29 protein-coding genes are annotated in these 21,534 nt (G+C 32.2%); 12 read left to right on the forward strand and 17 right to left on the reverse strand.

Features of this window, described 5'->3' with window-relative positions; all coding sequences use genetic code 11:
* Positions 1-3 precede the first annotated feature (3 nt).
* The 12 genes from M890_RS0100630 to M890_RS0100680 form a co-directional block, all read right to left on the reverse strand.
* Complete coding sequence (locus tag M890_RS0100630) at positions 4-399, reverse strand: hypothetical protein (protein ID WP_232219114.1); 396 nt, start codon at positions 397-399, stop codon at positions 4-6.
* Between the two features lie 74 nt (positions 400-473).
* Complete coding sequence (locus M890_RS0100635; RefSeq protein ID WP_028281656.1) at positions 474-1,919, reverse strand: type IV secretory system conjugative DNA transfer family protein; 1,446 nt, start codon at positions 1,917-1,919, stop codon at positions 474-476.
* Positions 1,916-2,944 (reverse strand): MobB family relaxase, encoded by a 1,029-nt coding sequence (mobB, locus tag M890_RS0100640; RefSeq protein WP_028281657.1) that lies wholly within the window; start codon positions 2,942-2,944, stop codon positions 1,916-1,918. Before mobB ends, M890_RS0100635 begins: the two co-directional genes overlap by 4 nt.
* 1 nt (position 2,945) lies before the next feature.
* Positions 2,946-3,494: a BfmA/BtgA family mobilization protein gene (locus M890_RS15625; RefSeq protein ID WP_036596993.1), complete on the reverse strand. Its 549-nt coding sequence runs from the start codon at positions 3,492-3,494 to the stop codon at positions 2,946-2,948.
* 531 nt (positions 3,495-4,025) lie between these two features.
* Entirely contained in the window at positions 4,026-4,223 is a 198-nt protein-coding gene (locus M890_RS16580; protein WP_084553527.1) for a hypothetical protein, read from the reverse strand.
* A gap of 11 nt (positions 4,224-4,234) precedes the next feature.
* On the reverse strand, positions 4,235-4,615 hold the full coding sequence (locus tag M890_RS0100650; protein ID WP_028281658.1) for a DUF6876 family protein: 381 nt from the start codon (positions 4,613-4,615) through the stop codon (positions 4,235-4,237).
* An 82-nt stretch (positions 4,616-4,697) separates the two neighbouring features.
* Positions 4,698-5,033 (reverse strand): single-stranded DNA-binding protein, encoded by a 336-nt coding sequence (locus tag M890_RS0100655; protein WP_028281659.1) that lies wholly within the window; start codon positions 5,031-5,033, stop codon positions 4,698-4,700.
* 960 nt (positions 5,034-5,993) lie between these two features.
* Positions 5,994-6,830, reverse strand: a complete 837-nt coding sequence (locus M890_RS0100660) for a DUF932 domain-containing protein (protein ID WP_028281660.1) — start codon at positions 6,828-6,830, stop codon at positions 5,994-5,996.
* A gap of 96 nt (positions 6,831-6,926) precedes the next feature.
* Positions 6,927-7,334 carry a hypothetical protein gene (locus tag M890_RS0100665; RefSeq protein WP_025743398.1) on the reverse strand — a complete coding sequence of 136 codons (408 nt, stop codon included), beginning with the start codon at positions 7,332-7,334 and terminating at the stop codon, positions 6,927-6,929.
* Positions 7,335-7,891: 557 nt separating this feature from the next.
* Positions 7,892-8,371: a hypothetical protein gene (locus M890_RS15630; protein ID WP_051437417.1), complete on the reverse strand. Its 480-nt coding sequence runs from the start codon at positions 8,369-8,371 to the stop codon at positions 7,892-7,894.
* Between the two features lie 87 nt (positions 8,372-8,458).
* Positions 8,459-8,611, reverse strand: coding sequence for a hypothetical protein (locus M890_RS16800; RefSeq protein ID WP_193600123.1), 153 nt, complete (start codon positions 8,609-8,611; stop codon positions 8,459-8,461).
* A gap of 11 nt (positions 8,612-8,622) precedes the next feature.
* Positions 8,623-9,987, reverse strand: a complete 1,365-nt coding sequence (locus M890_RS0100680) for an NAD-dependent succinate-semialdehyde dehydrogenase (protein WP_028281661.1) — start codon at positions 9,985-9,987, stop codon at positions 8,623-8,625.
* 180 nt (positions 9,988-10,167) lie between these two features.
* On the opposite strand from M890_RS0100680, the gene M890_RS0100685 reads away from it, so the two are divergent.
* The 6 genes from M890_RS0100685 to M890_RS16585 all read left to right on the forward strand — a co-directional run bounded on the left by M890_RS0100685 (position 10,168) and on the right by M890_RS16585 (position 12,884).
* Positions 10,168-10,494 (forward strand): YtxH domain-containing protein, encoded by a 327-nt coding sequence (locus M890_RS0100685; protein ID WP_036596995.1) that lies wholly within the window; start codon positions 10,168-10,170, stop codon positions 10,492-10,494.
* The gene (locus M890_RS0100690) at positions 10,495-10,842 is read left to right on the forward strand and encodes a hypothetical protein (RefSeq protein WP_028281663.1); all 348 of its coding nucleotides are present in this window, start codon (positions 10,495-10,497) and stop codon (positions 10,840-10,842) included.
* Complete coding sequence (locus M890_RS0100695; protein ID WP_028281664.1) at positions 10,842-11,045, forward strand: hypothetical protein; 204 nt, start codon at positions 10,842-10,844, stop codon at positions 11,043-11,045. Before M890_RS0100690 ends, M890_RS0100695 begins: the two co-directional genes overlap by 1 nt.
* A gap of 22 nt (positions 11,046-11,067) precedes the next feature.
* Positions 11,068-11,502, forward strand: coding sequence for a hemerythrin domain-containing protein (locus M890_RS0100700; protein WP_028281665.1), 435 nt, complete (start codon positions 11,068-11,070; stop codon positions 11,500-11,502).
* Positions 11,503-11,511: 9 nt separating this feature from the next.
* On the forward strand, positions 11,512-12,588 hold the full coding sequence (locus M890_RS0100705) for a DNA topoisomerase IB (protein WP_036596998.1): 1,077 nt from the start codon (positions 11,512-11,514) through the stop codon (positions 12,586-12,588).
* A gap of 137 nt (positions 12,589-12,725) precedes the next feature.
* Complete coding sequence (locus M890_RS16585; RefSeq protein WP_036596999.1) at positions 12,726-12,884, forward strand: DUF1328 domain-containing protein; 159 nt, start codon at positions 12,726-12,728, stop codon at positions 12,882-12,884.
* Positions 12,885-12,894: 10 nt separating this feature from the next.
* On the opposite strand, the gene M890_RS0100715 is transcribed toward M890_RS16585, so the two are convergent.
* Complete coding sequence (locus tag M890_RS0100715) at positions 12,895-13,278, reverse strand: arsenate reductase family protein (RefSeq protein WP_028281668.1); 384 nt, start codon at positions 13,276-13,278, stop codon at positions 12,895-12,897.
* Between the two features lie 178 nt (positions 13,279-13,456).
* Here M890_RS0100715 and trxB point away from each other — a divergent pair, with 178 nt between their 5' ends.
* The gene (gene trxB, locus M890_RS0100720; RefSeq protein WP_028281669.1) at positions 13,457-14,440 is read left to right on the forward strand and encodes a thioredoxin-disulfide reductase; all 984 of its coding nucleotides are present in this window, start codon (positions 13,457-13,459) and stop codon (positions 14,438-14,440) included.
* A 102-nt stretch (positions 14,441-14,542) separates the two neighbouring features.
* On the opposite strand, the gene M890_RS0100725 is transcribed toward trxB, so the two are convergent.
* The 4 genes from M890_RS0100725 to M890_RS0100740 all read right to left on the reverse strand — a co-directional run bounded on the left by M890_RS0100725 (position 14,543) and on the right by M890_RS0100740 (position 18,276).
* A complete protein-coding gene (locus M890_RS0100725; RefSeq protein ID WP_028281670.1) occupies positions 14,543-15,367 on the reverse strand; it encodes a GIN domain-containing protein in 825 nt (274 codons plus the stop codon).
* A gap of 204 nt (positions 15,368-15,571) precedes the next feature.
* Positions 15,572-17,425: a PspC domain-containing protein gene (locus M890_RS0100730; protein ID WP_028281671.1), complete on the reverse strand. Its 1,854-nt coding sequence runs from the start codon at positions 17,423-17,425 to the stop codon at positions 15,572-15,574.
* Positions 17,418-17,762 (reverse strand): PadR family transcriptional regulator, encoded by a 345-nt coding sequence (locus M890_RS0100735; protein WP_028281672.1) that lies wholly within the window; start codon positions 17,760-17,762, stop codon positions 17,418-17,420. The genes M890_RS0100730 and M890_RS0100735 overlap by 8 nt, the downstream gene beginning before the upstream one ends.
* Positions 17,763-17,829: 67 nt before the next feature.
* Positions 17,830-18,276, reverse strand: a complete 447-nt coding sequence (locus M890_RS0100740) for a DUF4870 domain-containing protein (protein WP_028281673.1) — start codon at positions 18,274-18,276, stop codon at positions 17,830-17,832.
* Positions 18,277-18,420: 144 nt separating this feature from the next.
* Between M890_RS0100740 and M890_RS0100745 the strand changes: the two genes are divergently transcribed.
* From M890_RS0100745 to M890_RS0100765, 5 genes are all read left to right on the forward strand, one after another.
* Positions 18,421-18,876: a DUF4442 domain-containing protein gene (locus M890_RS0100745; RefSeq protein WP_028281674.1), complete on the forward strand. Its 456-nt coding sequence runs from the start codon at positions 18,421-18,423 to the stop codon at positions 18,874-18,876.
* 60 nt (positions 18,877-18,936) lie between these two features.
* A complete protein-coding gene (locus M890_RS0100750) occupies positions 18,937-19,767 on the forward strand; it encodes a TIGR00266 family protein (protein ID WP_028281675.1) in 831 nt (276 codons plus the stop codon).
* Between the two features lie 147 nt (positions 19,768-19,914).
* Entirely contained in the window at positions 19,915-20,112 is a 198-nt protein-coding gene (locus M890_RS0100755; RefSeq protein ID WP_028281676.1) for a hypothetical protein, read from the forward strand.
* Positions 20,113-20,272: 160 nt separating this feature from the next.
* Positions 20,273-20,599 (forward strand): hypothetical protein, encoded by a 327-nt coding sequence (locus M890_RS15635; RefSeq protein WP_036597001.1) that lies wholly within the window; start codon positions 20,273-20,275, stop codon positions 20,597-20,599.
* Between the two features lie 70 nt (positions 20,600-20,669).
* On the forward strand, positions 20,670-21,473 hold the full coding sequence (locus M890_RS0100765) for an MbnP family protein (RefSeq protein WP_028281677.1): 804 nt from the start codon (positions 20,670-20,672) through the stop codon (positions 21,471-21,473).
* Positions 21,474-21,534 lie beyond the last annotated feature (61 nt).

Below are 21,534 nucleotides of genomic sequence, written 5' to 3' on the forward strand. Positions count from 1 at the left end.
GAATTATACTTTAGGGGGTTGGAAAAGCGATTCCAAATATCTGGAAGAGAAGTTTACTTTATGTAAGTTAACCTGTTTTTTTCCTTCAAACTTTAATTGATTAATTAAAGCCAAATTGTTGTTCTCAATCATTAACACTAAAGGGTGACAACATTGCTGATGAGAATGGATTGGTGTATTCTCCTTATCTGGGTTATGATGATGCCCTTCATTTTTTGCATCTTTGTCAATGTAATCTTCAACTACATATTCAAGGAAAGAGTCGCCATAAACTTTATGGTCCTGATAATGGGTAATAATACTTGAAATTTCTTTAATTGGTCCACAAAAGTCCATATCTATGCTGATTCCCTGAAAAAAGAATAAAATAGACATTGATATGGAAAAGAATATTTTCATAAAGTTTCACAAAGATACAAATTAATCGATGCACAGGTTGTGCAAAAACTATGGTTGTTCTTTATTTACTAATTTTAGTTAACCTTAAATATAGATTTTGCCTCTCTATAAATCCGTTCAAAATTGAGCTTTAATTCATCGGTTGTAAAATGTTGATGAGGATTTGGTATTTCTCTTTTAATCGTTTGTAGTTTAAATTGAACTCTTTTATCTTTGCCATCAGCAAAAGTTATAAACTCGCCTTGTTTCAAACGGAAAAAAACATCTGCTCTACGTTTAGAAACTTCTTTTTCGCCTGTGGTAATTCTCGTATCAAAATTTAGATTGTGTCCACGATTTATACTTGTGGTTTCCTTACGAACAATCTCAAAGAAACGCTCATAATATTTTGCAGTATCTGGGTCATTAACTTTGCCGAAAAACTGATAGGAAAGATTGCTCAAAATAGCCTTACTCGCTTTGTCTCCATATAGCATATCATTCTGAATTTTATCCTGCATCACGTAAATTGTGGCAATATCATAGCTTCTTAAAGTTGCGGGAATGCGGTGCATATTAAGCAGCTTTATGGTTGGGGCTTCTTCCATCATTAAAAATGACGACTGTTGACCTCTCACGCTCATTTGCTTGATGACTGTGTGCATAATTGCAGCGATGATAGGCGAGTAAGCTGATTCATATTTGGGATGGTTCACGATGCAGATAACAGCAGGATTGTCCTTGCTGTTGATATTCAATGGTACTTCATCTTTTGACAAAGCCATAAACAACTGTTGTGAACCTATCTTTTTAAAGGCATTGGCCAATGTGCTTTTCACACCTGCCGTTTGTTTGTCAGAATCCATTCCGTTGATAAAAGCACTTGCCATACTTCGGGAAGTGATATTTGAGCTCACAAAAGTAACCAACTGTTTGGTAGTCATCGATTGAAAAATAGCAATCAAATGGGGCAGGGTGCAATATTGAGGATAGGACGTTTTTAGTTTCCAAATCATTCCACCCATCAAACCTTCAACAGCATCACTGAAGAATTTTGTGGTACTGTTTGTACTGGATTCGTTGAACTCCAAAAGATTTTCAATGAGTACCTTGGATAATTCATTCACACTTTCCTCATTGGGCAAATATCTTGGGGTAATTGGGTTTACACAATAATGGATTTGGTCAAAAGCTATGGTATAGAATTTAATATCCTTTTCTTTAAATAATGGGTAGGCAATTTCGGTAAGTTCAAAATCCTTGTAATCGTGTATGATACCACAAAATTGATGGGTACTAAAATGCTGTAAAAAATTATAGATAACACTTTCTGTTTTACCGCTTCCCGCAGAGCCAATAATCGATGCACCTCGCTTGATATTTTCGATTTGAAATTTTCCACGACGAAGTTTAAAGCGTACCTGATATTTCTTATCTCCGTTTTTGGGCTCTTCTTGATGAAGAAACACATATAAAACTGTACTGACAAACAATACCGGAACAACAATAAAAAGGATGATATGTGGTATTGACATACTCATATCCCAATAGAACCCGACTGTATTGCTCGGTCAATCCCTTTTTTAAACTTGTTGATTATCTTTAATGCCAACTGTACTTTGTTTGTTGGAATATTCATTATGGGTACACCAGATTTGGCAAGTATTTTATAGGCAGTTGCCTTTTCATTGGTTGGCAATCCCGAAAGAATTGAGAAATACAACTTTGGATTTTTCAGGAATGTTTTACGTGCCTTATAAGTTTCAACATAGTTTCGTTTGTATTGAAATAGAGTGTCAAACGTTTTTTCAGAAGCCTTAAAGAATTTGTCCCTATCAAAACCACGTTTTACAGGTTTGCCATTAAAAACGGTTTCCGAAGCTTTGTACTTGCTACCAGGGGACAAACTGTATTTATTGGACATATCCTTTCTGCTCACAATAATATGGATATGGCTTTGAGAGCCTTCTTTAGGCATCCCTCTAACAATGCGTTTTCCATCTTGTTGATGTGGTGCTTCTTTTTCCAATCGGGACATCGTTTGCTGTAATTTTTTGATGTTGCCTTCTAATTCGCCACTTTTAATTTTCCGGATATCGTTCTTAATTTGAAGTATCTTGGTGGCATAAGGTTGGTTCTCCTGAATTTTCTTGTCCGTTCCTCTATAGGTACGTTGATGTTCAATCTTCGCGTAATATTTAATGTCATCTACGGTTACAGCTCGTCCGTTTATTTCCCGATTAAAAGATTTAGCGTACTCTTTCATCAATTCTCGGGTGTACTTTTTCAGTTCCTCGGAATGATTTTGCAATCGCTTCAATTCATAAGCACTCGGATTGACTGTAATGGAATAAAACTTTGGTTCGGTCTTTTTGAGTTTAGCCGTATTTCCGTCAATTTCTTTAATGACTTCCTTACCTGATATTTCTTCGCCATATTGGTTAAAAAAATGTTCCATCTCATCAATGGATTTTCCTTCATTCTCTTTTTCGAGATACGCGACAAAATCGGAAACGCTCTGTGCATAATTACCGTCTAATGTCTGTTTGGTTACCGTGATATACATTTTATATTTTTTGTTTAATGTTTTCAAATTCATCTTTGGTCAGTTCCAGTTTTAAATAGCCACCTCCAAAACTGCTTTTTACATAAGTGGTCTTATTGATGATTTTTTCCAAATCATATTTTACGGAATGAAATTGTTGCTGAACTTCTTCGTAACGATTTCGGTAATGATTTAGTTCTTCGTTTTCGGTAATCAATTCTTGTTGTTCAAATTCAAATGGTTCTTCTTGTAACTCTTTCTCATTTGGGTTTTCTTGAAAAAGCAATTCCAACATTGCATTGGTGGGCTTGGTCTGGTTTTTTTCAATATCTCTAATAATGGCTACAAGGGCATTGATTCGTTTTTTGAGACTATTCTCCAAGGTCTGCATATTCGGACCCAAAGATTCATTTGGGGATAGCTCGTTCAAATCAAAAAAGTTCATCATTGTTTCCAGCGTATCGGTGTGCGAACGTGAAATTCTTTTGGAAAATTTCCGAAAACGAGTTGCCACATTAGGTTTAATACTAATGGCAGAAAAACTGTATTTCTTTTGATGATTTGAACTCATTTACTGTAAAAAATTGCCGTTTTATAAGGGTTTCAAAAGGATTTACTGTAAAATTTTATTATTTTCTTAAACCCTTTAAACAGTAATTATTTGTTTTTCAAATAATTACAACTAAAAATCAACCGTTAACATCGCCTTGGCGTGTTACCCTCTTGCTTCTCAAATTCGTCCCGCAGGGACAAAATTTTTCAAACAACCTGACTAAAAAGTCAGTTGCTTTTTTTCGGAATAAAAAATTCCGATATGTTTAATTTTTGGTGTGTATCATTATCGGCGAAAGTCAAATCAAAATGGGATAATGATACTTAAAATGGTACTGCTTAAAAGCCTTTTAAAGATATTCTATTTGCAAATAATATTCAAATACGGATTGTTTTCAAATGGTAGGTTTTGATACCAAAAAATAGGATTTTTATGAAAATGCAAATTTAGGACGTCGAGTTTTGGATTATTGGCTCTTGAAATTTTGAAAAAATAAGGCACAAAAAAAGACCTCTGAAAATTCAAAGGTCCAAATTTTTGCGTTGCAATTTAGATGTTAAAAATGTACTTATATGTATATAAATTCTTTATCGCTTCTTCGTCCAATATGGTATTATAATCTAAATGATGTTTATTGGCGTAGGCTTTAAGGTCGTTCCCAAATTTGTTCTCTATATCTTCTTTTGAAACTGAAAGTAGATGCTGTTGGGTTTCGTCATCGAGGTTGTTATAATTTAGATAAATCATAGCCTTTGTTTTTAGTATTCACTTGGTAACATCAGCGTATTATCCACAAAATATAAACGCAATTCATCTAAAGGAAAATCAGTAAAGTTGTATTGATGCGTTTCAAAAACATTTCCATTTCCATCGCTATAAATTATTTCAGCTTCATAGCCCGTAAAATCTTGTTCATCTTCCGATAGCCTTTTAAAATCTATTGTGATAAAATGGCTTCGGTTCAGCAAACTTTTGGCGATTACTGAAACATCAGTAATGAGCCAAAAACATTCTGCTACATTGGCTAAATATTTCAATCCGTTTGTAAATCGGGTGCGTATCAATGGGATTTGATATAACATTTCAGAACCGTGAAAATGTTGCAATCCTTCTTTTATTTCGTTAACTTGTGCTTTCATTGTAATGTCTTTTTTAGATTTAATGATGAAAAGAAGAGGGCACAAACTAATTGAAAACTGGTATTAGTGCCCTCTTTACTTTTTACTTACTACCCATTAATAGGATTTCATCGGCTACCACTTCGGTAACATAGCGTTGGTTGCCATCGTCCGTGGTATAGGTTCGGGTCTTTAGTTTTCCAACAACTCCGATTTCTTTGCCCTTTTCGGCATACTTTTCGATAATTTCAGCAGTTTTGCCCCAAGCGACAACGGTGTGCCAATTGGTGTCCGTTTGTTTCTCGCCCTTGCCGTTTTTGTAGTATTCATTGGTTGCCAATGAGAATCGGGCTACTTTTTTACCACTTTCAAGGTTCGTAATGGTTGGCTCTTGTCCAACATTTCCAATTAACTGTACGTGATTTTTAATAGTACTCATAATAAAAGATTTAAAAGATTAATAATTTCCCTATTAGGTTTAAACTGAATTAAATTTTAAGGGGTGTTTGTATGATTTCTTTCGTGCTCCGCACAATAGATGAAGTGGGTTTTGTCAAGACTTTTAGGGAATAAATCAGGTGTGTTTGCGACGTAGTAAAATCCTTGGATTTTCAAGGAAGTAGAAACCTTATTTTTGCCTAAAACTTGTACAGTCTTGACAAGTTCCATAATGGTATTAGCAATTCTTATAAAGCCATTTGTGGCGAGAGCGTACCGACAGTTAAGCGAACAGAGCAAATGGCATTATTTTAGAATTGGTTATGCCATACCTGTTTTTCGCTGTCCCGAAAAACATTAAAGGCTTCATCTATTATAAACCCCTTAAAATGTGTGAGGCAAAGGTTCGGTTTTTAAGAATTATCGAGCAAAGACCAAAGTAGGCTTTGCCGTTAATTCTGTTAAGAAAATCGAGGCTTTGACTTTCCGATTACAAGCGGACTGGATTCACGGTTTTGGCTTGGGAATGTAGCGTTCCTTCCCATCGAAGCGGGAAGGGGAAGCGGAATGGAAAACCAAAAATGGGGATTGGGTCCAAGATTTTTTATAGAGAAGCTCTTTGCCCGAAATGTAGCTTTTCGCGAAATGTAGCGGTAAAGTGCTGAACGGTTTATAAAACGAATTATTCTTTTGAAGTAGGGTTTTAAAGCGGACTTGACTTTAAAGATGTAGATTGGAATAGAGTTTGACCACTTCCCGAATTTTCTCGGGAATGAGTGGGCAAGTGGAATGGAAATCGGAATCTTTGAAGTTGTGTCCAAGACCTTTTTTGAGTGAAGCTCTTTTTCCAAAATGTAGAGCAACGAAATGTAGGGAAATGTGCTAAACGGAATAATATGGCAGAAGTATAATTAAAAATCCAGTTTAGTTAGGTACTGGATAAACCTTTAACAATGTTTCTTTAAACCATTGCATATATTTCATCAAACAAAACCTTATCCAACCTTTCCTGTTGCGAAAAGGTCTTTTTCAAGGTATTGTGAAGCATCCAATTAAAGGCGTTATAACCTACCCATAAATTTGGTTTTGAATAAGCTGGAAACGGTTCATCGTTGATAAGCTCTATAACCTCACGGGATTTTTTTGATGGGTCATCGTTTTTGTCGCTACATTCATATCGGAACAATTTCGTTTTTTCCAATATGTCTTTTACAAATGCCTTGGTATCGATAAGTTCGATTTCTTCCATTTCCCTGAATTTCCTTGTGATTTCGTAGTATTCATTATTTAGAAACTTATCAAATAGCAAGTTCAATTTCGGCATTATTAAATCTGTATTGTTTTTGCTGTGCTTTATTGAAAATGCTATTTCTGATTGAGCAACGTGCAAGCCATTGGTGCATACTTCTCTATAAAATCCAAAATGCCCGGAAGTCTTTTCGCTTCCGTCATAGGAATTTTTGAAACGCAACATCGGTAATATCTTATCCTGTTCATTCTTCAACGAAAACTGATTATGGTCCTCGATTATAAAGTCGGCAATGAAAGACCTGTCATTTCTGTTAATCGTGCGTTTATGATATTTCAGATTGGCATCCAGTAATAGCTGTTCGGCTTTTTTGAAAAACAATTCATTTGGAATATGGCCATAACTGTTCGAGACCACATTCACAATTTTGTCATTGGAAATAACGGCATTTTCAAGTCCTCTTCGAGACTCCATACCAGTAATAATTTTTAACGATTTCATTTCATTTGAAACGAAAATTTCATCTTGTTGTAAACGATTTAAATACATAATATTTGATTTTAGACCTGTCTGAAGACAGATATGATTAAAAAAAGAAAGCCTACTCTTGCGAGCAGGCTTTCACATTTGAAGACATTAGCTTCATTAAAGTTCAAATTTTAGAATCTGTTCTTCAATCTCTGATTTACGTTGTTCCAAAGTGGACTGTAAATGTGTAGTTACCAACTTGATTAAATTCGTGTTGGTCGTCTTGAATTCCAGATTACGTGAGTCCCTTATATGGAAGGAACTCGAACCATCCTGATTGTAATTGAACTTGGTAAGCTCGTTCAATGTTTCCGTCAACCGTTCACGTTGATTAGCCAGACCTCTCAATTTTTCAAACTTTTGAATTCTGTCATCCAAATTAATCTCTGGTTTTTTGGCTACCACGAGCTTTTCCGGTGTAACAGCTTTTCCGATAGCTTCCTCGGTCAACTTCTTTTGAACTTCCTTTTTAACGGTTGCATTTACTTTTTTTGCTGTTCCGTTTGATTTTACTTTTGTTTCCATAATTAAATGATTTTAGATTAAACAATATTTGAGCAAAACCCAAACGGAAGACAAAATTTTAGAGTGGAAAGGAAACGGAATAAATAAGCGAGGGAAGAAGCGATGGCTTTATGCCGTCCCTTTTCCGAAAAATATTTTGCGACGTTTATATTTCGGTAATATTGTATGAATACTCTCTTCCTCTAAATATGTATAGAAGTTAGCCGTGAAATAGACCTATGATTAATAGTTAATTACTTGGTCTTTGGTGTATTACTAATGCAAATCTGAAAAGATATTATGAGGATAATAAGGTTAAAAAAAACGTAATTTGAAGAAGTATTTATTGTCATAAAATAAATGACTTTTTATATTGGTTTGAATTAATACAAATTATATATTTGCACCATCAGAAAGTAAAGCATTTTACTTTAAGTTCATTTATAATATCGTCAACAAATCGGCTAACAGTAAAGTTTCGGAATCTGTAACTGGTTGATATATATAATATTATGGGGAAAGGGTATAATCCTGCCACCCCGACCAAAAAAGCTTCAGTTATACTGAAGCTTTTTTTATTATTCTAATTTTATATAATTCTCCGAATATATTCTAGATCCATTCTCATCTAATTCTATTTGATTAAATCTATTTTCTGAGAGTATTAGCTCATATTCAAAGGTTTTGCGAAGCTTCATTATGTTATCCATTGTTAACGAACCATATTCAACATTTTCTGTAAGGATATTATCGTTAATGTTGTAATTTCCAAAAGCAAACCATTCAGTTGAATCTGCAGGTCTTTTTTTACTCCACATAAATTTACCGTCAGTATAAAGTTTTATTTGTTTTTGTTTAGAATCCGAAACTGTGGAATCTTTAATTTGGTCATTTACATAGTTGTAGTAGCTTACCAATTGCCATGCACCTTGTAATGATTCCTTTTTAAATATTGATTTACTCTCTGTAAGTTCTTCTTCGTTTGGTTGTTTATATTTAGTGTTATTGCAAGAAAAACATAACAATAGTAAGGTTGAAATTAGTACTTTAGTTTTCATAATTTGCAGATTAAATTATTGATATACTACAATTTACAAAAAAAAAGAATTGTTTTTATGTTAGACTAAAGATTAATTTATAAGTTATTAAAACCACTTAAAATAGAAACCAGAGATTACTACAGCTAGCACTAACATTATTAATATTATTGCTACAAAACTACCTGTAAATTTTGTGGTTTTATCTTTTTGCAAAATGTAATCTTTTCTGTCTTCGTTTTTATCTTTTATTAAGCTCATAATTTTTTGTTTTATTTATTAATGTATACTGTTTTTGTGTTTACGAATTCTAAAATACCTTCTTTAGATAATTCACGACCATAACCAGAAGCTTTAGTTCCGCCAAAAGGAAGTCTAGGATCTGATTTTACCATTTCGTTTATAAATAAAGCACCATCAGGAATTTGACTTATATGGTCATATATATTATCTATGTTGTTTGTAAAAATCATTGTCCCTAATCCAAATCTTGAGTTAGTGGCTAATTGCATAGCTTCTTTATAGTCTTTAGCTTTAACGACTGCTGCTACAGGTCCAAAAGTTTCTTCATCAAAAACAGGCATACCAGGAGTTACATTTGTAATAATTGTGGGTTGGTATTTTGCTTTTTCTCTATTGTTTCCAAAGTGTAATTTAGCACCTTTTTGTAGAGATTGACTAACTTGTTTTTCTAGTTCTTCTGCTAAATCTTCTCTTGCCATTACACTCATATAGGTTTCTTGATTCAATGGATCACCATACTTTAAGGTTTTAATTTTTTGAGTGAATTGCTCTAAGAAAGTATCATAAATTTTTTCAGTAACAATGAAACGTTTTGCAGCAATACAACTTTGACCATTATTTTGCATCCTAGCGCTAACCATAGTGTCCAAGTACTTATCTAAATCGGCATCGTCCAATATAACGCAAGCATTGTTTCCTCCTAACTCTAAAACTGTTTTTTTAAGGCTATTTCCAGCAATTGAAGCTATGCTTTTTCCTGCTTTTTCACTGCCAGTTAGTGTCACTGCTTTGACAATATCATTTTCTATAACAGCTTCTAAGTCTTTATGATTGATTAATAGAGTTTGAAAACAGCCTTTAGGGTATCCAGCATCTAATAACAATTTTTCGATTGCAATTGCTGTACCTGTTGAATTTGAGGCGTGTTTCAAAAGCCCAACGTTACCAGCTGTTATTGTCGGTACTGCAAACCTAAACACTTGCCAAAAGGGATAATTCCAAGGCATTATGGAAAGTATGGTACCTAATGGATCGTAGCTTATAAAGCTTTCATTAGCTTCGGTTTTAATAATTTGATCTGCTAAAAAGTTATCTGCGTTAGCTATGTAAAAATCACAAAGTAATGCGCATTTTTCGATTTCAGCTATACCTTGCGTTATGGGTTTACCCATTTCATTAGCCATTAATCTTGCATATTCTTCTTTATTTTCTTCTAATAAATTAGCTAGATTTTGTAATAGTTTAGTTCTATCAGATATTTCGGTTTGACTCCATGTTTTAAATGTTGAATCTGAACGTGTTAAGATATTCGAAATCTCTTCAGAAGTATGATAATCATATTTATCAATTACTTCACCTGTATAAGGATTGGTTGTAGTTATTTGCTTTTTCATTGGTTTTATTTTTGTTAAAATTATGAATTATCCATATTAATATTCGTCTTGAATCTTATTTTAACATAGATTTATCAATTTATTTAAAGTTTTATTAAGAATAATTAAATCGATAAATTTTATCTTTGTTACAAGCTGATACGAGCAATCAGTATAATTATTAACCAAAAAAAAATAAAAATGAGCAAGAACACAAATACAGCATTAGGACTATTATTAGGAGGAGCAATTGGAGCAACTTTAGGAATATTATTTGCACCAGACAAAGGTGTTAACACAAGAAAAAAACTTAAAGATGACGCTATTGCAACTAAAGATAAATTAGCAGATAGTGCTTTACAATTAAAAGATCAAGTAGCAAGTACAATTACGTCTCAAAAACATAGTTTAGATTCTCAATTAGAAACTGTGATTTCTGATGCTAGTTATAAAGCAGACGATGTAATTACTACGTTAGAGAGTAAATTAAAAGATTTAAAAGCGAAGAATAAAAAACTTCAAAAATAGATGACTGTTTTTGAATCCATACAAGATACTTCAAATCAAGCGATTGATAAAGGCGAAGAATATCTGAAAAAATCTCACGAGTATTATAAACTAAAGGTTTTCCAACAACTGACTATGTCAATTAGTCTAGTTTTAAAATCATTATTAATAGGTGGATTAATACTTATAGGATTTGTTTTTATAGCAGTAGCAAGCGCAATTGCTATAGGTAACATGTTAGATAGTTTTTCACTTGGTTTTTTAATTGTTGGCCTAATTTTTATGGTGTTTTCTGTAATAATTTACCTTATTAGAAAACAAATAAATAGTAAGGTTATTCAGTCACTTTCTAAAACATTTTTTGAATAATGATAAAGCAATATAAAACAGAAAACGATTTAGAAAAAGACTTAAAAAGACTAAGTCTTGAAAAGCAAATTGCATGGGAAGAGTTAAAAGCTATTAAAGGTGATTTTAAAGAAGCTGTACAGCCTCCAAATTGGTTACAAACAGGATATAAAATGTTTACAAAATTTGGAATGATGATGTTATTTAAAAAAATAATTAAATAATCTAACCTATAAATATTGACCAATGACCATATTTGAATCTATTAGAAAAGACCACGATACCCAAAGGGATTTATTAGAAAAACTAGTCAAAACCTCTGGAGATAGCAATGAAAGAGACGTACTATATAAGCAGCTAAAAAATGAGTTGAATATTCATGCAGAAGCAGAAGAACGCCATTTTTACAAGCCACTTATAAGTAACGATATGATGCAGGAAAAAGCAAGACATGGTATTGCAGAACATCATGAAATTGATGAATTATTAGAACAATTAGACGACACTGATTACAGTTCTTCAGCTTGGCTAAAAATAGCTAAAGACCTAAAGGAAAAAGTTGAGCATCATCTAGAGGATGAGGAACATACTTTTTTTCAATTAGCTGGAAAAGTGTTTAATGAACAACAAAAAACAGCTTTAGCAAAAGATTATCGATCTTACATGGACACAAATTTATAAACTTACTAAGTGAAAGCTTTAAATAAAGACATTTACAATCAAATTCTTTTACAACCAGAACAGGTTATAGAAGAATTTGATTTGGTTTATACCAATCCCTCTCATTTAAAAATAATTAGAGAGCGTAAAGACGACGACTTTATTTTTAAGCTTAAAAATAAAGTGATTAAAGAGGAACGTGAAATTAACCGAATTAAACAATTGGTTATTCCTCCAGCGTGGAATAATGTAAAAATTTCTCAGCTTAAAAATGGTCATTTACAAGTAGTGGGTCGTGATGCAAAACAACGAAAGCAATATAGGTATCATCCTAAATGGAATAAAATTAGAAACCAGACCAAATTTTATAAGATGTACTTATTTGGTCAACAATTACCTAATATTAGAGCGCAAGTTGAAGCAGATTTAGACCAAACCACATGGACACAAACTAAAGTGCTAGCATTAATTGTAAGATTAATGGAAGAAACACATATACGGATTGGAAATGCACAATACGCTAAACGAAACGAAACGTACGGTTTAACTACATTACGCTCCAAGCACGTTAATACGTTTAAAGATAAAATTCAGTTTGAGTTTATTGGTAAAAAAGGTAAAGCACATAAAGTCTCTATTAGAAATAAAAAGCTAATAAAATTAGTTAATAAATGCGAAGAAATTCCTGGTTGGGAGTTATTTCAGTATTACGATGATCATGGCGAAAAACAAAAGGTAGATAGTGCCATGTTAAATAATTACTTGCAAGATTTATGTGGTACGTTGTTTACAGCAAAAGATTTTAGGACTTGGGCAGCCAGTATTATTTGTTTTGAAACCTTGAAAGACTTAGGGTATACTGAAGACCCTAAATTAAATAAAGAGAATATTTTACACGCAATGGATGTTACTGCTAATCAACTTGGCAATACTAGAAATGTGTGTCGTAAATACTATATACATCCAGCAATTATTAAAAATTACGAAGAAGGTACCATTGTTAATTATTTTGAACCTCCTAAAATAAAGAAACAAATACCTAGTCACTTCACACCAATGGAAAGCGCTTTAATGCGACTTTTAAAATCGTATCAACCAGAATTTTAGGAACGTTAATCTTAAGACAATCTTAAATATTGTAGACTTATGTTAAGTGCAGTTAAAGTCTTTGTAAATGCATGTTAAACAGTAGTATAGATAATCCCTTAAATTGTAATTTTGATTAAAATTAAAAACAATTTATCATGCGTTGGACTATCTTTTTTATAATTCTAGCATTTATATCCGCTATTTTAGGTTTTGGTGACCTAGCAGGAAACTTAGCCTTTTTGGCAAAACTATGTTTTTTTGTATTTGTAGCATTGTTTATAGGTACGGTTTACAAATTTATATCAGAGCATTAAATCTTTTAAATTAGCTATTAGTACCTAGAAGCTGTCTTACTTGAGATGGTGTTTCAATTTTATAAAACTTATCTTCAATAACTAATATAGCATTTGCTATTACATCAGGATTATTTTGGATTACTTTAATCCAGTCATCCTCAGATAAAACGGTATCACTATTATAATTTTTAGTAAAATCAGGATGGTTTTTATTAACTAAATCTGCTAGGGTTAAATTTAACTTAGTTGCTATTTCAGCCCATTGTGTATCAGATACTTTAGTTTTAGTAATATCAATTGTCAATATCTTTTTTAAACTATCTTGTACATATGCCAATGACTGTTTATCAACATTGGAATTTGAATTATAGTAAAAAGTAATTTTATTAGAGTCGGTCGCTATCACACCCATTGGATTTTAAGATTAAATTAGAGTATCAAGTTAAAATATTTCAAATTAAATTTTCTTAAAAAAAAGAAAAAATATAACGTATAAGAAGTCTTTATTCTTTAATAATAACTTTTAATAAGTCTAGTGTAAGTTTTCTTATAAAAATTCTACTTTTGTAGAAGATAAAAATGAATATAATATGTCAGAGAATATAGAAAAAGTAAAATGTTTGATAATAGGTTCTGGACCTGCAGGATATACTGCAGCAATTTATGCAGCTAGAGCTAATATGAAACCAGTTTTATACCAAGGTACACAACCAGGTGGACAATTAACAACTACTAACGAAGTTGAAAATTTTCCTGGTTACCCAGAAGGTATTACAGGTCCAGCAATGATGATGGAACTTCAAAAACAAGCTGAGCGCTTTGAAACAGATGTTAGAGACGGTTGGATTACTAAGGTAGATTTTTCAGGAAGTGTACATAAAGTTTGGGTTAATGGCGAAAAAGAAATCCACTGTGATACTGTAATTATATCTACAGGAGCTAGTGCTAAATATTTAGGTTTAGAGTCTGAGCAAAAATATTTAAAATTAGGAGGTGGAGTTTCTGCTTGTGCTGTTTGTGATGGTTTTTTCTATAGAAATCAAGAAGTTGTAATTGTTGGAGCAGGAGATAGCGCTTGTGAAGAAGCACATTACTTATCAAAATTATGTACTAAGGTTACCATGTTAGTTAGACGTGATGAATTTAGAGCGTCTAAAATTATGGCTGAACGTGTTAAAAACACAGAAAATATAGAAATCTTGTTTAATACCGAAACGGAAGAAGTTATTGGTGATGGACAAGTTGTTACAGGAGTTAAAGTTATTAATAACCAAACTAAGCAATCTCATTTAATTCCAGCGACAGGATTTTTTGTTGCAATTGGACACAAACCTAATACAGATATATTTAAAGGCTTTTTGGACTTAGATGAAACAGGTTATATAATAAACGCTAAACCAGGAACCTCTAAGACTAATATTGATGGTGTTTTTGTTAGTGGTGATGCTGCAGACCACGTGTATAGACAGGCTATTACAGCAGCAGGAACTGGATGTATGGCTGCGTTAGATGCAGAACGTTATTTAGCTGCTAAGGATTCTTCTTTTGAGGTTAGCACATCTACTTATAACTAGTCATTAGACTTTATAATATAAAAAAACCGAAGCAATTGCTTCGGTTTTTTTTTGTAATTATATGTTATTCCAATGTTTAACTTATAACTGTAATTAGTTTCTTTATTTTTTCTTCAGGATGGCATTATCCTCAAAGCTTTCAATAGTAATTTTAGAGCTTCCAAAGATTTCTATTATTGAAGATCCTGATGCATTTATAACTAATTCATCATTAACTTCCACATAAGCTTCGGCTCTATTTTCTGTTGTAACAGTAGCATTTTTAGAGGTTAAATTTTGTCCATTAAAATCAGTCGAGTTGTCTGCATTTAGTATCAAGTTAGCAGTATCACCTTCAATTTTTGCATCGGCACTCTCTAACATGTCAACGACTATTTTAGAGGCATTAATTAGCGCTTCAACCTTACTGCTATCATTTAATTCTAAAGTAGCAGCTTTTGCAGTTATATTTAATTCAGCTTTAGCTTTACCATTATTAATTAGTTTAAATAAATTACTATCAATGGTTAAATAGGCTTCAGTACTTCCGGAAGTGGTTAGTGTTAAATCGTCAAATTTTAAACTAGTTTTAGAACTAATTTCGGCATCTTCTTTAAGCTCGATGGTATTTAAAAGCGAATTATAATATACTGTAATTTCAAGCTTTTTTTCTTGTAGCCTAGCAGTTGTCTTTAAACTTAAGGTGTTATCCTGAGACATTATTTTGATGTAGTCATGTAAGTTTTCGTCGGTAGTAATTTCAATTCTAGTTGAGTCTGCTTGTACTAAATTGACTTCAAACGCTTCAGTTAAAAGTAAACGTTCAAAAGCAGTAACAGGAGTAGATACCTTTGTAAGCACACGACTGCCTTTAACCTTTTCTTTTTTTTGTGCAAACGTAAATGTAATGGTAAGAAGTAAAAATAATGTAAGTAATTGTTTTGACATTTAAGTAAATTGATTTGTTAGTACAAATATAAGCAAAAACCATCCCAAACTTGATTAAAGCTTGAGATGGCTGGTTTTTTTGATTGATTGTTGTTGTTAAGTTTGGTCTAAATTAAAACAAAATAGACACGATTGATGATACTAGATACTCGATTAATGCGATCATAATTGTTGGTTTTTGATTTGATTGATGATTGTATGATTTTAATTCTCGTCTTTGTTATTAGTTATGTTAATACCATCTTCATCATTAATAGTGACTTTTACGTTTTTAGTGCTTGCTTTTGCACCTTCGTCATTAATAATAACATCCATAGTATCTGTTTTGGCAACAAGTCCTTCTTGGTTAACTACAATAGTTGAGGTATTGTCATTATCTGATTGCAAAGTATTGTTGTCGTCATCACAATCCAAACATTCTAGTTTTGCACGTTTTACTAGTAAAAAATGTTCTTCCATTCCGTTATCTAAAATATCGTTATAATAATGGCTGTTGTTTCTATGGTAATTATAGGTACTTTCTTCAGCAAATAATACGCTTCCTTCAGGAAGATAAACCGTTAGTTCTACTTCTTGATCTCTTGATATGTCGTTGTTAGAGACTGTAAAGTAATTGTCTAATATTAAGTTATTGTTATCCAAAGTATAATTATAACTTATATTTTTTGCTCTGTCTTTAGCTTTGCTGTAGCTGCTACCTCTAGCAGATTTGTCTACTCTAATCTTTGCTACACTATCTTTAGTAGATTTGATTATTAGTCTAATGCCCTGAGAAAAAACAACTTCATTTCCGTTATCGTCATCAGCACGTTGTAATCCATAATCACGTCTAAAGCGTTCAGCAAAGGTGTCGTTATAGTTCATGCTTATTACTAAAGTATCATTAGTTTTAATGTTTGCTAACTGTTCTGTTTTTATGTCTGCAGCTTTTTCTTTATAACTTAAGCCTTGTCTTGTACCAATAATGGCCAAGCCAATTATTGCCATAATCCATAATCCAATTAAACTGTATTTAGCAACGTTACCCATTGGTTTTAGGTTGTTTACTAATATTTTTAATCCTAAATAAATAAAGAAAATAATTGGGATTACAGAGACTATAAATATTAAGACAGGAAATAACCAAAAAAGACCATCACCATCATTGAACGTTCTAACATAATCTGTGGTAAAAAATCCAAAATCTGCATCAAAAAAGGTTCCAAATATTAAACCTATTGCTAAAGCTATGATACCAGCAACGCATGATACTACAAGTGCAATACCAATAAATTTAGAAAAGATTTTGAATAAAGATGAAATAACGTTTCCTAAACCTCCAAAAAAGGATTTACTACTAGATTTAATCTTATTGGTGTCTATCTTTTTTACCGAATCGGATATGTTGTCTGACGCTTGTCCAATGCCTTCTTTAAACTTGTCTGCATGTTTTTGAAAATCTATATTTTTTACATTCTCTGATACGCTATCAAATCCGTCTCTAATTTTTTTTTCGATATTAGAAATAGTGACTTCTTCTCCAGTCATGTTTAACTTATCTGCAGTAGTGGTTGCTTCTGGAATAAAAATCCATAATAAAATGTACAAGAAAATTCCAGTACCAGCTCCAAATACTAAAAGTACCCAAACTAATCTTACCCAAATAACATCTATATTAAAGTAATGTGCTAATCCAGAACATACACCACCAACATAACTATTTTCGGTATCTCTAAACAATTTTTTAGCATTACTATTTTTAGATCTGGATGAAGCGTAGCTTTTTGGAGTAGGTTCGTCCTCAAAAATTTCATCATCTACTAAATAATCTTCAGGTTGTCCCATAATGGCAATAACATCCTCAACTTCCTTATTTCCAATAACTTGTCTGTCTGTTTTCATGCGTTCAGAAAACAACTCTGCAATTCTAATTTCTATATCAGCGATAATTTCAGAACGACCTTGAGAGTCTGTAAATGAACGTTTTATAGCCTCAAGATAACGTTGCAGTTTTAAGTATGCATCTTCATCGATATGAAAAAATATACCTGCTAAATTTATATTGACTGTCTTATTCATTTTTAGTTGATTTAATTGATGTTACTATATTTACTGCATGTTGTAATTCGTTCCAAGTCGTGGTTAATTCTTTTAAAAAAAGATGACCTGTTTCTGTTAATCCGTAATATTTACGTGGTGGTCCAGAGGTGGATTCTTCCCAACGATAGTTAAGTAATCCAGCATTTTTAAGTCGTGTTAGTAAAGGGTAGATTGTGCCTTCAACAACTAATAATTTAGCGTCTTTAAGTGTTTCTAATATTTCGGCAACGTATGCATCTTCGTCTTTTAAGACTGACAAGATGCAGTATTCCAGAACACCTTTACGCATCTGTGCTTTTGTGTTTTCTATCTTCATAATTCTGTAAGATGTTTCATAATTAAACTGTTCGTTTTTTGATGATTTGATTGATTGATGATGTGTATTATTTAATAAATTTTATTGTTAATGGGTAGTGGTATTCTGCTCCTTCTTTAGCCTTTAGACTAGCATTAATTATAAAAATAACTTCTAATATAAAACCAAATACAGCTAGTAGTCCAATGCTACCACCAATGTAAAATAGAGGTGAAGGCTTTGTAATGTTTATTCTAATGCCTTCAAAAGCTTGAAAATCCAATAGATCTAAATGATTAAATAAAGTAAAAGCAAAAAACGGAATACATAACGTGCCTATAATGACAGCATATAATAAAATACTAAACTGAAAATTAATAGCTTGCTTACCATGTGCATCAATAAATTCTGATTTATCCTTATTTGCAACCCATAATACTAAAGGTGCTATTAAGTTTCCAAATGGAATTACAAACCTAGAAAAGGTGGATAAGTGAATAAATGTTGCTAGGTTTTTTTGATGACTGGTAACCATAATTTAAAAGTATATAATAGTTTCTTATGCAAATATATATCTTTAAAAAGGTATTATGCAATACAAAGTACTAAAAATTAACATTTTTTTAACATAGTGTAATGTCGATTATTTTCAATAATTTAGCTGAAAATCGAATATATAATGAAGATAACTCCTAGTAAACTTAACACATTTACAATGCTTAAGTTACCATCAGCTTTTTTGTGTGGTGTCAGAACAAAAGTTTTAAATGAAACACAATGCGTAACAACAGTAAAGCACAGATGGTTTAATCAAAACCCTTTTAATTCTATGTTTTGGGCTGTTCAAGGTATGGCTGCCGAATTTGCAACTGGTGCGATGATGATGATGAAAATTAATGAAACAGGTAAAAAAGTGTCAATGTTAGTAACTTCTAATAATGCTACATTTACTAAAAAGGCAACAGGCAGAATTACCTTTGTGTGTAATGATGGTCTGAAAGTAGATCAAGCGTTACAAAACGCTATACTAACAGGAGAAGGTCAAACCCTATGGATGCAAGCTATAGGTACTAACGCAGATGGAGTAGTAGTGTCAACTTTTAATTTTGAATGGTCTATTAAAGTGAAAAATTAATTTGATTTTGTAATAAATAGAATAATTACGCAACATATAATAAATTAAAACTTTACAAATATGTATCCAAAAGACGAATTACCCCAAAGCGGTTTAAATGCACACGACATAGATTATAAAATTTATGGTGAAGAAATGCAGTATGTAGAAGTCGAACTTGATCCTCAGGAAGGTGTAATTGCCGAAGCAGGAAGCTTTATGATGATGGATGATGGTATTAAAATGGAAACCATATTTGGAGATGGCTCTCAAAACGATTCTGGTTTTTTAGGAAAAATATTTGGAGCTGGTAAACGATTGCTAACTGGCGAAAGTTTGTTTATGACAGCATTTTACAACAACCTGACAGGAAAACGTAAAGTTAGTTTTGCATCTCCATATCCAGGTAAAATTGTAGCTATAGATTTACAAGAGTATAAAGGTAAATTTATATGTCAAAAAGATGCTTTTTTATGTGCAGCAAAAGGGGTTAGTGTAGGCGTAGAGTTTAGCAAAAAACTTGGACGTGGCTTATTTGGAGGCGAAGGTTTTATTATGCAAAAATTAGAAGGTGATGGTTTAGCATTTGTCCATGCTGGTGGTACTTTGGCAAGAAAGGTGTTGCAAAGAGGAGAAACACTAAGGGTTGATACAGGTTGTATTGTTGGATTTACACAAGATGTAAATTATGATATAGAGTTTGTTGGAGGTATTAAAAACACCGTTTTTGGAGGCGAAGGTTTGTTTTTTGCAAAATTAGAAGGTCCAGGTGTTGTTTATATACAATCATTACCATTTAGTAGGTTAGCTGGACGTGTTTTGCAAAGTGTACCAAGAGGAGGTAAAAGTAAAGGTGAAGGTAGTATTTTAGGAGGTTTAGGAGACTTGCTTGATGGTGACAATCGTTTTTAGTTAGATAATTTTAACGTGTTTTTAACTGTTAAAATTTAGGATGCATCCTTTTTCAATCTATTTTTTTGCTACCTTTAATCGAAACTTTTAAACCGTTTGCCTATAGCACAATATTACTTTTAATTTAACTAAACCTAAAAATTAATTATGGCAAGAGCAATGTTTGAGTACACTAAAACTGTACTGCAAAAAGTTAGTTTTGATACCACGTTGTTTTGCAAAGAAGTCCAAAAAGCCTTAGAGCGACTATTACCTTATGAGGTAGAAGAGCTTAAAGTGTATATTGAGTCTTTAGTACAGCAAAACCCAAAATTAGACCAATGTTTAATATATCTTAACACTTAAAAATATAAAATTAAAAGCGACCAATTGGTCGCTTTTTTTATGCAAATACCGTAAGTTTTGTATATCAATTTCATCTAAATGCTATAACTTTGCAAAAATTTATTTTTCCCTGAAAAAGCTATTTACAATATTATTGTTTTTATCCTTCGCAATACGTCCTATGTATTACGTTGGTTATGTAGCCTATTTTCAGTTAAATATAGATTACATTATAGACACCTATTGTGTTAATAAAGAAAAACCACAATTAGCTTGTAATGGTAAATGTCATTTAGCAAAACAATTGCAATCGCCAATTAACGATGATAATGATAGTAAAGCTATCACTAATATTGCTGAATCTTTTTTTCCGGTATTTTATACAGAATATCAATATACGATAGACGCTTCTTTGCTATTAATTTTTAAGCAAAAAAATGCAACGGTTTACAATCAAAGGTATTCTTACAACTTTGATTACTTTCATTTTAAACCTCCAATAGTATAATTTTTTATTTTTCGGCTTAAGCCAAAACAGGCTTAATTACATTCTACTTAAATAAAAAATAACAATACAAATGAAATTTTTAAAATACACATTTGCACTATTAGCGTGTGCAATAATTACAGCATGCTCATCTGACGATGACAACAATCAAGCAGAAGATTTAACAGGTCAAACAGGTGTAATCACACTTAAATATGACAATGGTGTTGGCGATCAGGATTTTATCTTCGGAACTTCTTATAACAAATCAAATTCAGAATCTTTTAAATTAGATAATTTAAAATACATGATTAGTAACGTAAGATTTACGGATTCTAATGGTAATATTTTTGAATACCCAACTGAGGATAACGTTTTTATTATTAACGAGCTTGATGGTAATAACGCTGGCGAAATCTTTGTGACATTAGAAGGTGTGGACGCAGCAGATTACGTATCTGTAACTTTTGGTGTTGGTATTGACCAAGACAGATTTGCTTTAGGTGCAGCAGGTCAAGGTACTTTTTTAGACTATGCAACAGACCAAGGTATGATGTGGAGTTGGGCTTCTGGTTATAAATTTATTAGATTAGATGGTACTTTCTCTACAAGTACTGTATCTAACCAACCTTTAAACATACACATGGGAAGCGTTGGTACTGCTTTAGATAATTATAAAGAAGTAACATTAAGTTTTCCAAACACAGTTTTAGTTAGAGCAGATAAATCACCAGAAGTACATATTAAAGCAGATATTGCTAAAGTATTTGATGGTGCAACATCAGTAAATTTTGCTGATGGTTATGACCAAGTACATACAGATGTTAATGAGACACCAATAATCGCATCAAACATTGCTACAATGTTTGAGGTACACCATGTACACAACGATTAAATAAAACTAATAACACCATTATTAGCTAATGGCTTTTAATGGTGTTTTAAATCTTATTAAT

The organism is Olleya marilimosa CAM030 (assembly GCF_000518485.1).
GTDB lineage: Bacteria > Bacteroidota > Bacteroidia > Flavobacteriales > Flavobacteriaceae > Olleya > Olleya marilimosa.

Excerpts from the sequence above, each read along its gene's own strand:
- M890_RS0100660 (WP_028281660.1), bottom strand. The coding sequence starts at position 6,830 with ATGTATTTAAATCGTTTACAACAAGATGAAATTTTCGTTTCAAATGAA.
- M890_RS0100765 (WP_028281677.1), top strand. The coding sequence starts at position 20,670 with ATGAAATTTTTAAAATACACATTTGCACTATTAGCGTGTGCAATAATT.
- M890_RS0100690 (WP_028281663.1), top strand. The coding sequence starts at position 10,495 with ATGACTGTTTTTGAATCCATACAAGATACTTCAAATCAAGCGATTGAT.
- M890_RS0100715 (WP_028281668.1), bottom strand. The coding sequence starts at position 13,278 with ATGGGTGTGATAGCGACCGACTCTAATAAAATTACTTTTTACTATAAT.
- mobB (WP_028281657.1), bottom strand. The coding sequence starts at position 2,944 with ATGTATATCACGGTAACCAAACAGACATTAGACGGTAATTATGCACAG.
- M890_RS0100755 (WP_028281676.1), top strand. The coding sequence starts at position 19,915 with ATGGCAAGAGCAATGTTTGAGTACACTAAAACTGTACTGCAAAAAGTT.
- M890_RS0100635 (WP_028281656.1), bottom strand. The coding sequence starts at position 1,919 with ATGAGTATGTCAATACCACATATCATCCTTTTTATTGTTGTTCCGGTA.
- M890_RS0100655 (WP_028281659.1), bottom strand. The coding sequence starts at position 5,033 with ATGAGTACTATTAAAAATCACGTACAGTTAATTGGAAATGTTGGACAA.
- M890_RS15635 (WP_036597001.1), top strand. The coding sequence starts at position 20,273 with ATGTATTACGTTGGTTATGTAGCCTATTTTCAGTTAAATATAGATTAC.
- M890_RS0100685 (WP_036596995.1), top strand. The coding sequence starts at position 10,168 with ATGAGCAAGAACACAAATACAGCATTAGGACTATTATTAGGAGGAGCA.
- M890_RS0100725 (WP_028281670.1), bottom strand. The coding sequence starts at position 15,367 with ATGTCAAAACAATTACTTACATTATTTTTACTTCTTACCATTACATTT.
- M890_RS15630 (WP_051437417.1), bottom strand. The coding sequence starts at position 8,371 with ATGAAAACTAAAGTACTAATTTCAACCTTACTATTGTTATGTTTTTCT.
- M890_RS0100730 (WP_028281671.1), bottom strand. The coding sequence starts at position 17,425 with ATGAATAAGACAGTCAATATAAATTTAGCAGGTATATTTTTTCATATC.
- trxB (WP_028281669.1), top strand. The coding sequence starts at position 13,457 with ATGTCAGAGAATATAGAAAAAGTAAAATGTTTGATAATAGGTTCTGGA.
- M890_RS0100665 (WP_025743398.1), bottom strand. The coding sequence starts at position 7,334 with ATGGAAACAAAAGTAAAATCAAACGGAACAGCAAAAAAAGTAAATGCA.
- M890_RS0100650 (WP_028281658.1), bottom strand. The coding sequence starts at position 4,615 with ATGAAAGCACAAGTTAACGAAATAAAAGAAGGATTGCAACATTTTCAC.
- M890_RS0100750 (WP_028281675.1), top strand. The coding sequence starts at position 18,937 with ATGTATCCAAAAGACGAATTACCCCAAAGCGGTTTAAATGCACACGAC.
- M890_RS0100745 (WP_028281674.1), top strand. The coding sequence starts at position 18,421 with ATGAAGATAACTCCTAGTAAACTTAACACATTTACAATGCTTAAGTTA.
- M890_RS0100680 (WP_028281661.1), bottom strand. The coding sequence starts at position 9,987 with ATGAAAAAGCAAATAACTACAACCAATCCTTATACAGGTGAAGTAATT.
- M890_RS0100740 (WP_028281673.1), bottom strand. The coding sequence starts at position 18,276 with ATGGTTACCAGTCATCAAAAAAACCTAGCAACATTTATTCACTTATCC.
- M890_RS15625 (WP_036596993.1), bottom strand. The coding sequence starts at position 3,494 with ATGAGTTCAAATCATCAAAAGAAATACAGTTTTTCTGCCATTAGTATT.
- M890_RS0100695 (WP_028281664.1), top strand. The coding sequence starts at position 10,842 with ATGATAAAGCAATATAAAACAGAAAACGATTTAGAAAAAGACTTAAAA.
- M890_RS16800 (WP_193600123.1), bottom strand. The coding sequence starts at position 8,611 with ATGAGCTTAATAAAAGATAAAAACGAAGACAGAAAAGATTACATTTTG.
- M890_RS16580 (WP_084553527.1), bottom strand. The coding sequence starts at position 4,223 with ATGATTTATCTAAATTATAACAACCTCGATGACGAAACCCAACAGCAT.
- M890_RS0100630 (WP_232219114.1), bottom strand. The coding sequence starts at position 399 with ATGAAAATATTCTTTTCCATATCAATGTCTATTTTATTCTTTTTTCAG.
- M890_RS0100700 (WP_028281665.1), top strand. The coding sequence starts at position 11,068 with ATGACCATATTTGAATCTATTAGAAAAGACCACGATACCCAAAGGGAT.
- M890_RS16585 (WP_036596999.1), top strand. The coding sequence starts at position 12,726 with ATGCGTTGGACTATCTTTTTTATAATTCTAGCATTTATATCCGCTATT.
- M890_RS0100735 (WP_028281672.1), bottom strand. The coding sequence starts at position 17,762 with ATGAAGATAGAAAACACAAAAGCACAGATGCGTAAAGGTGTTCTGGAA.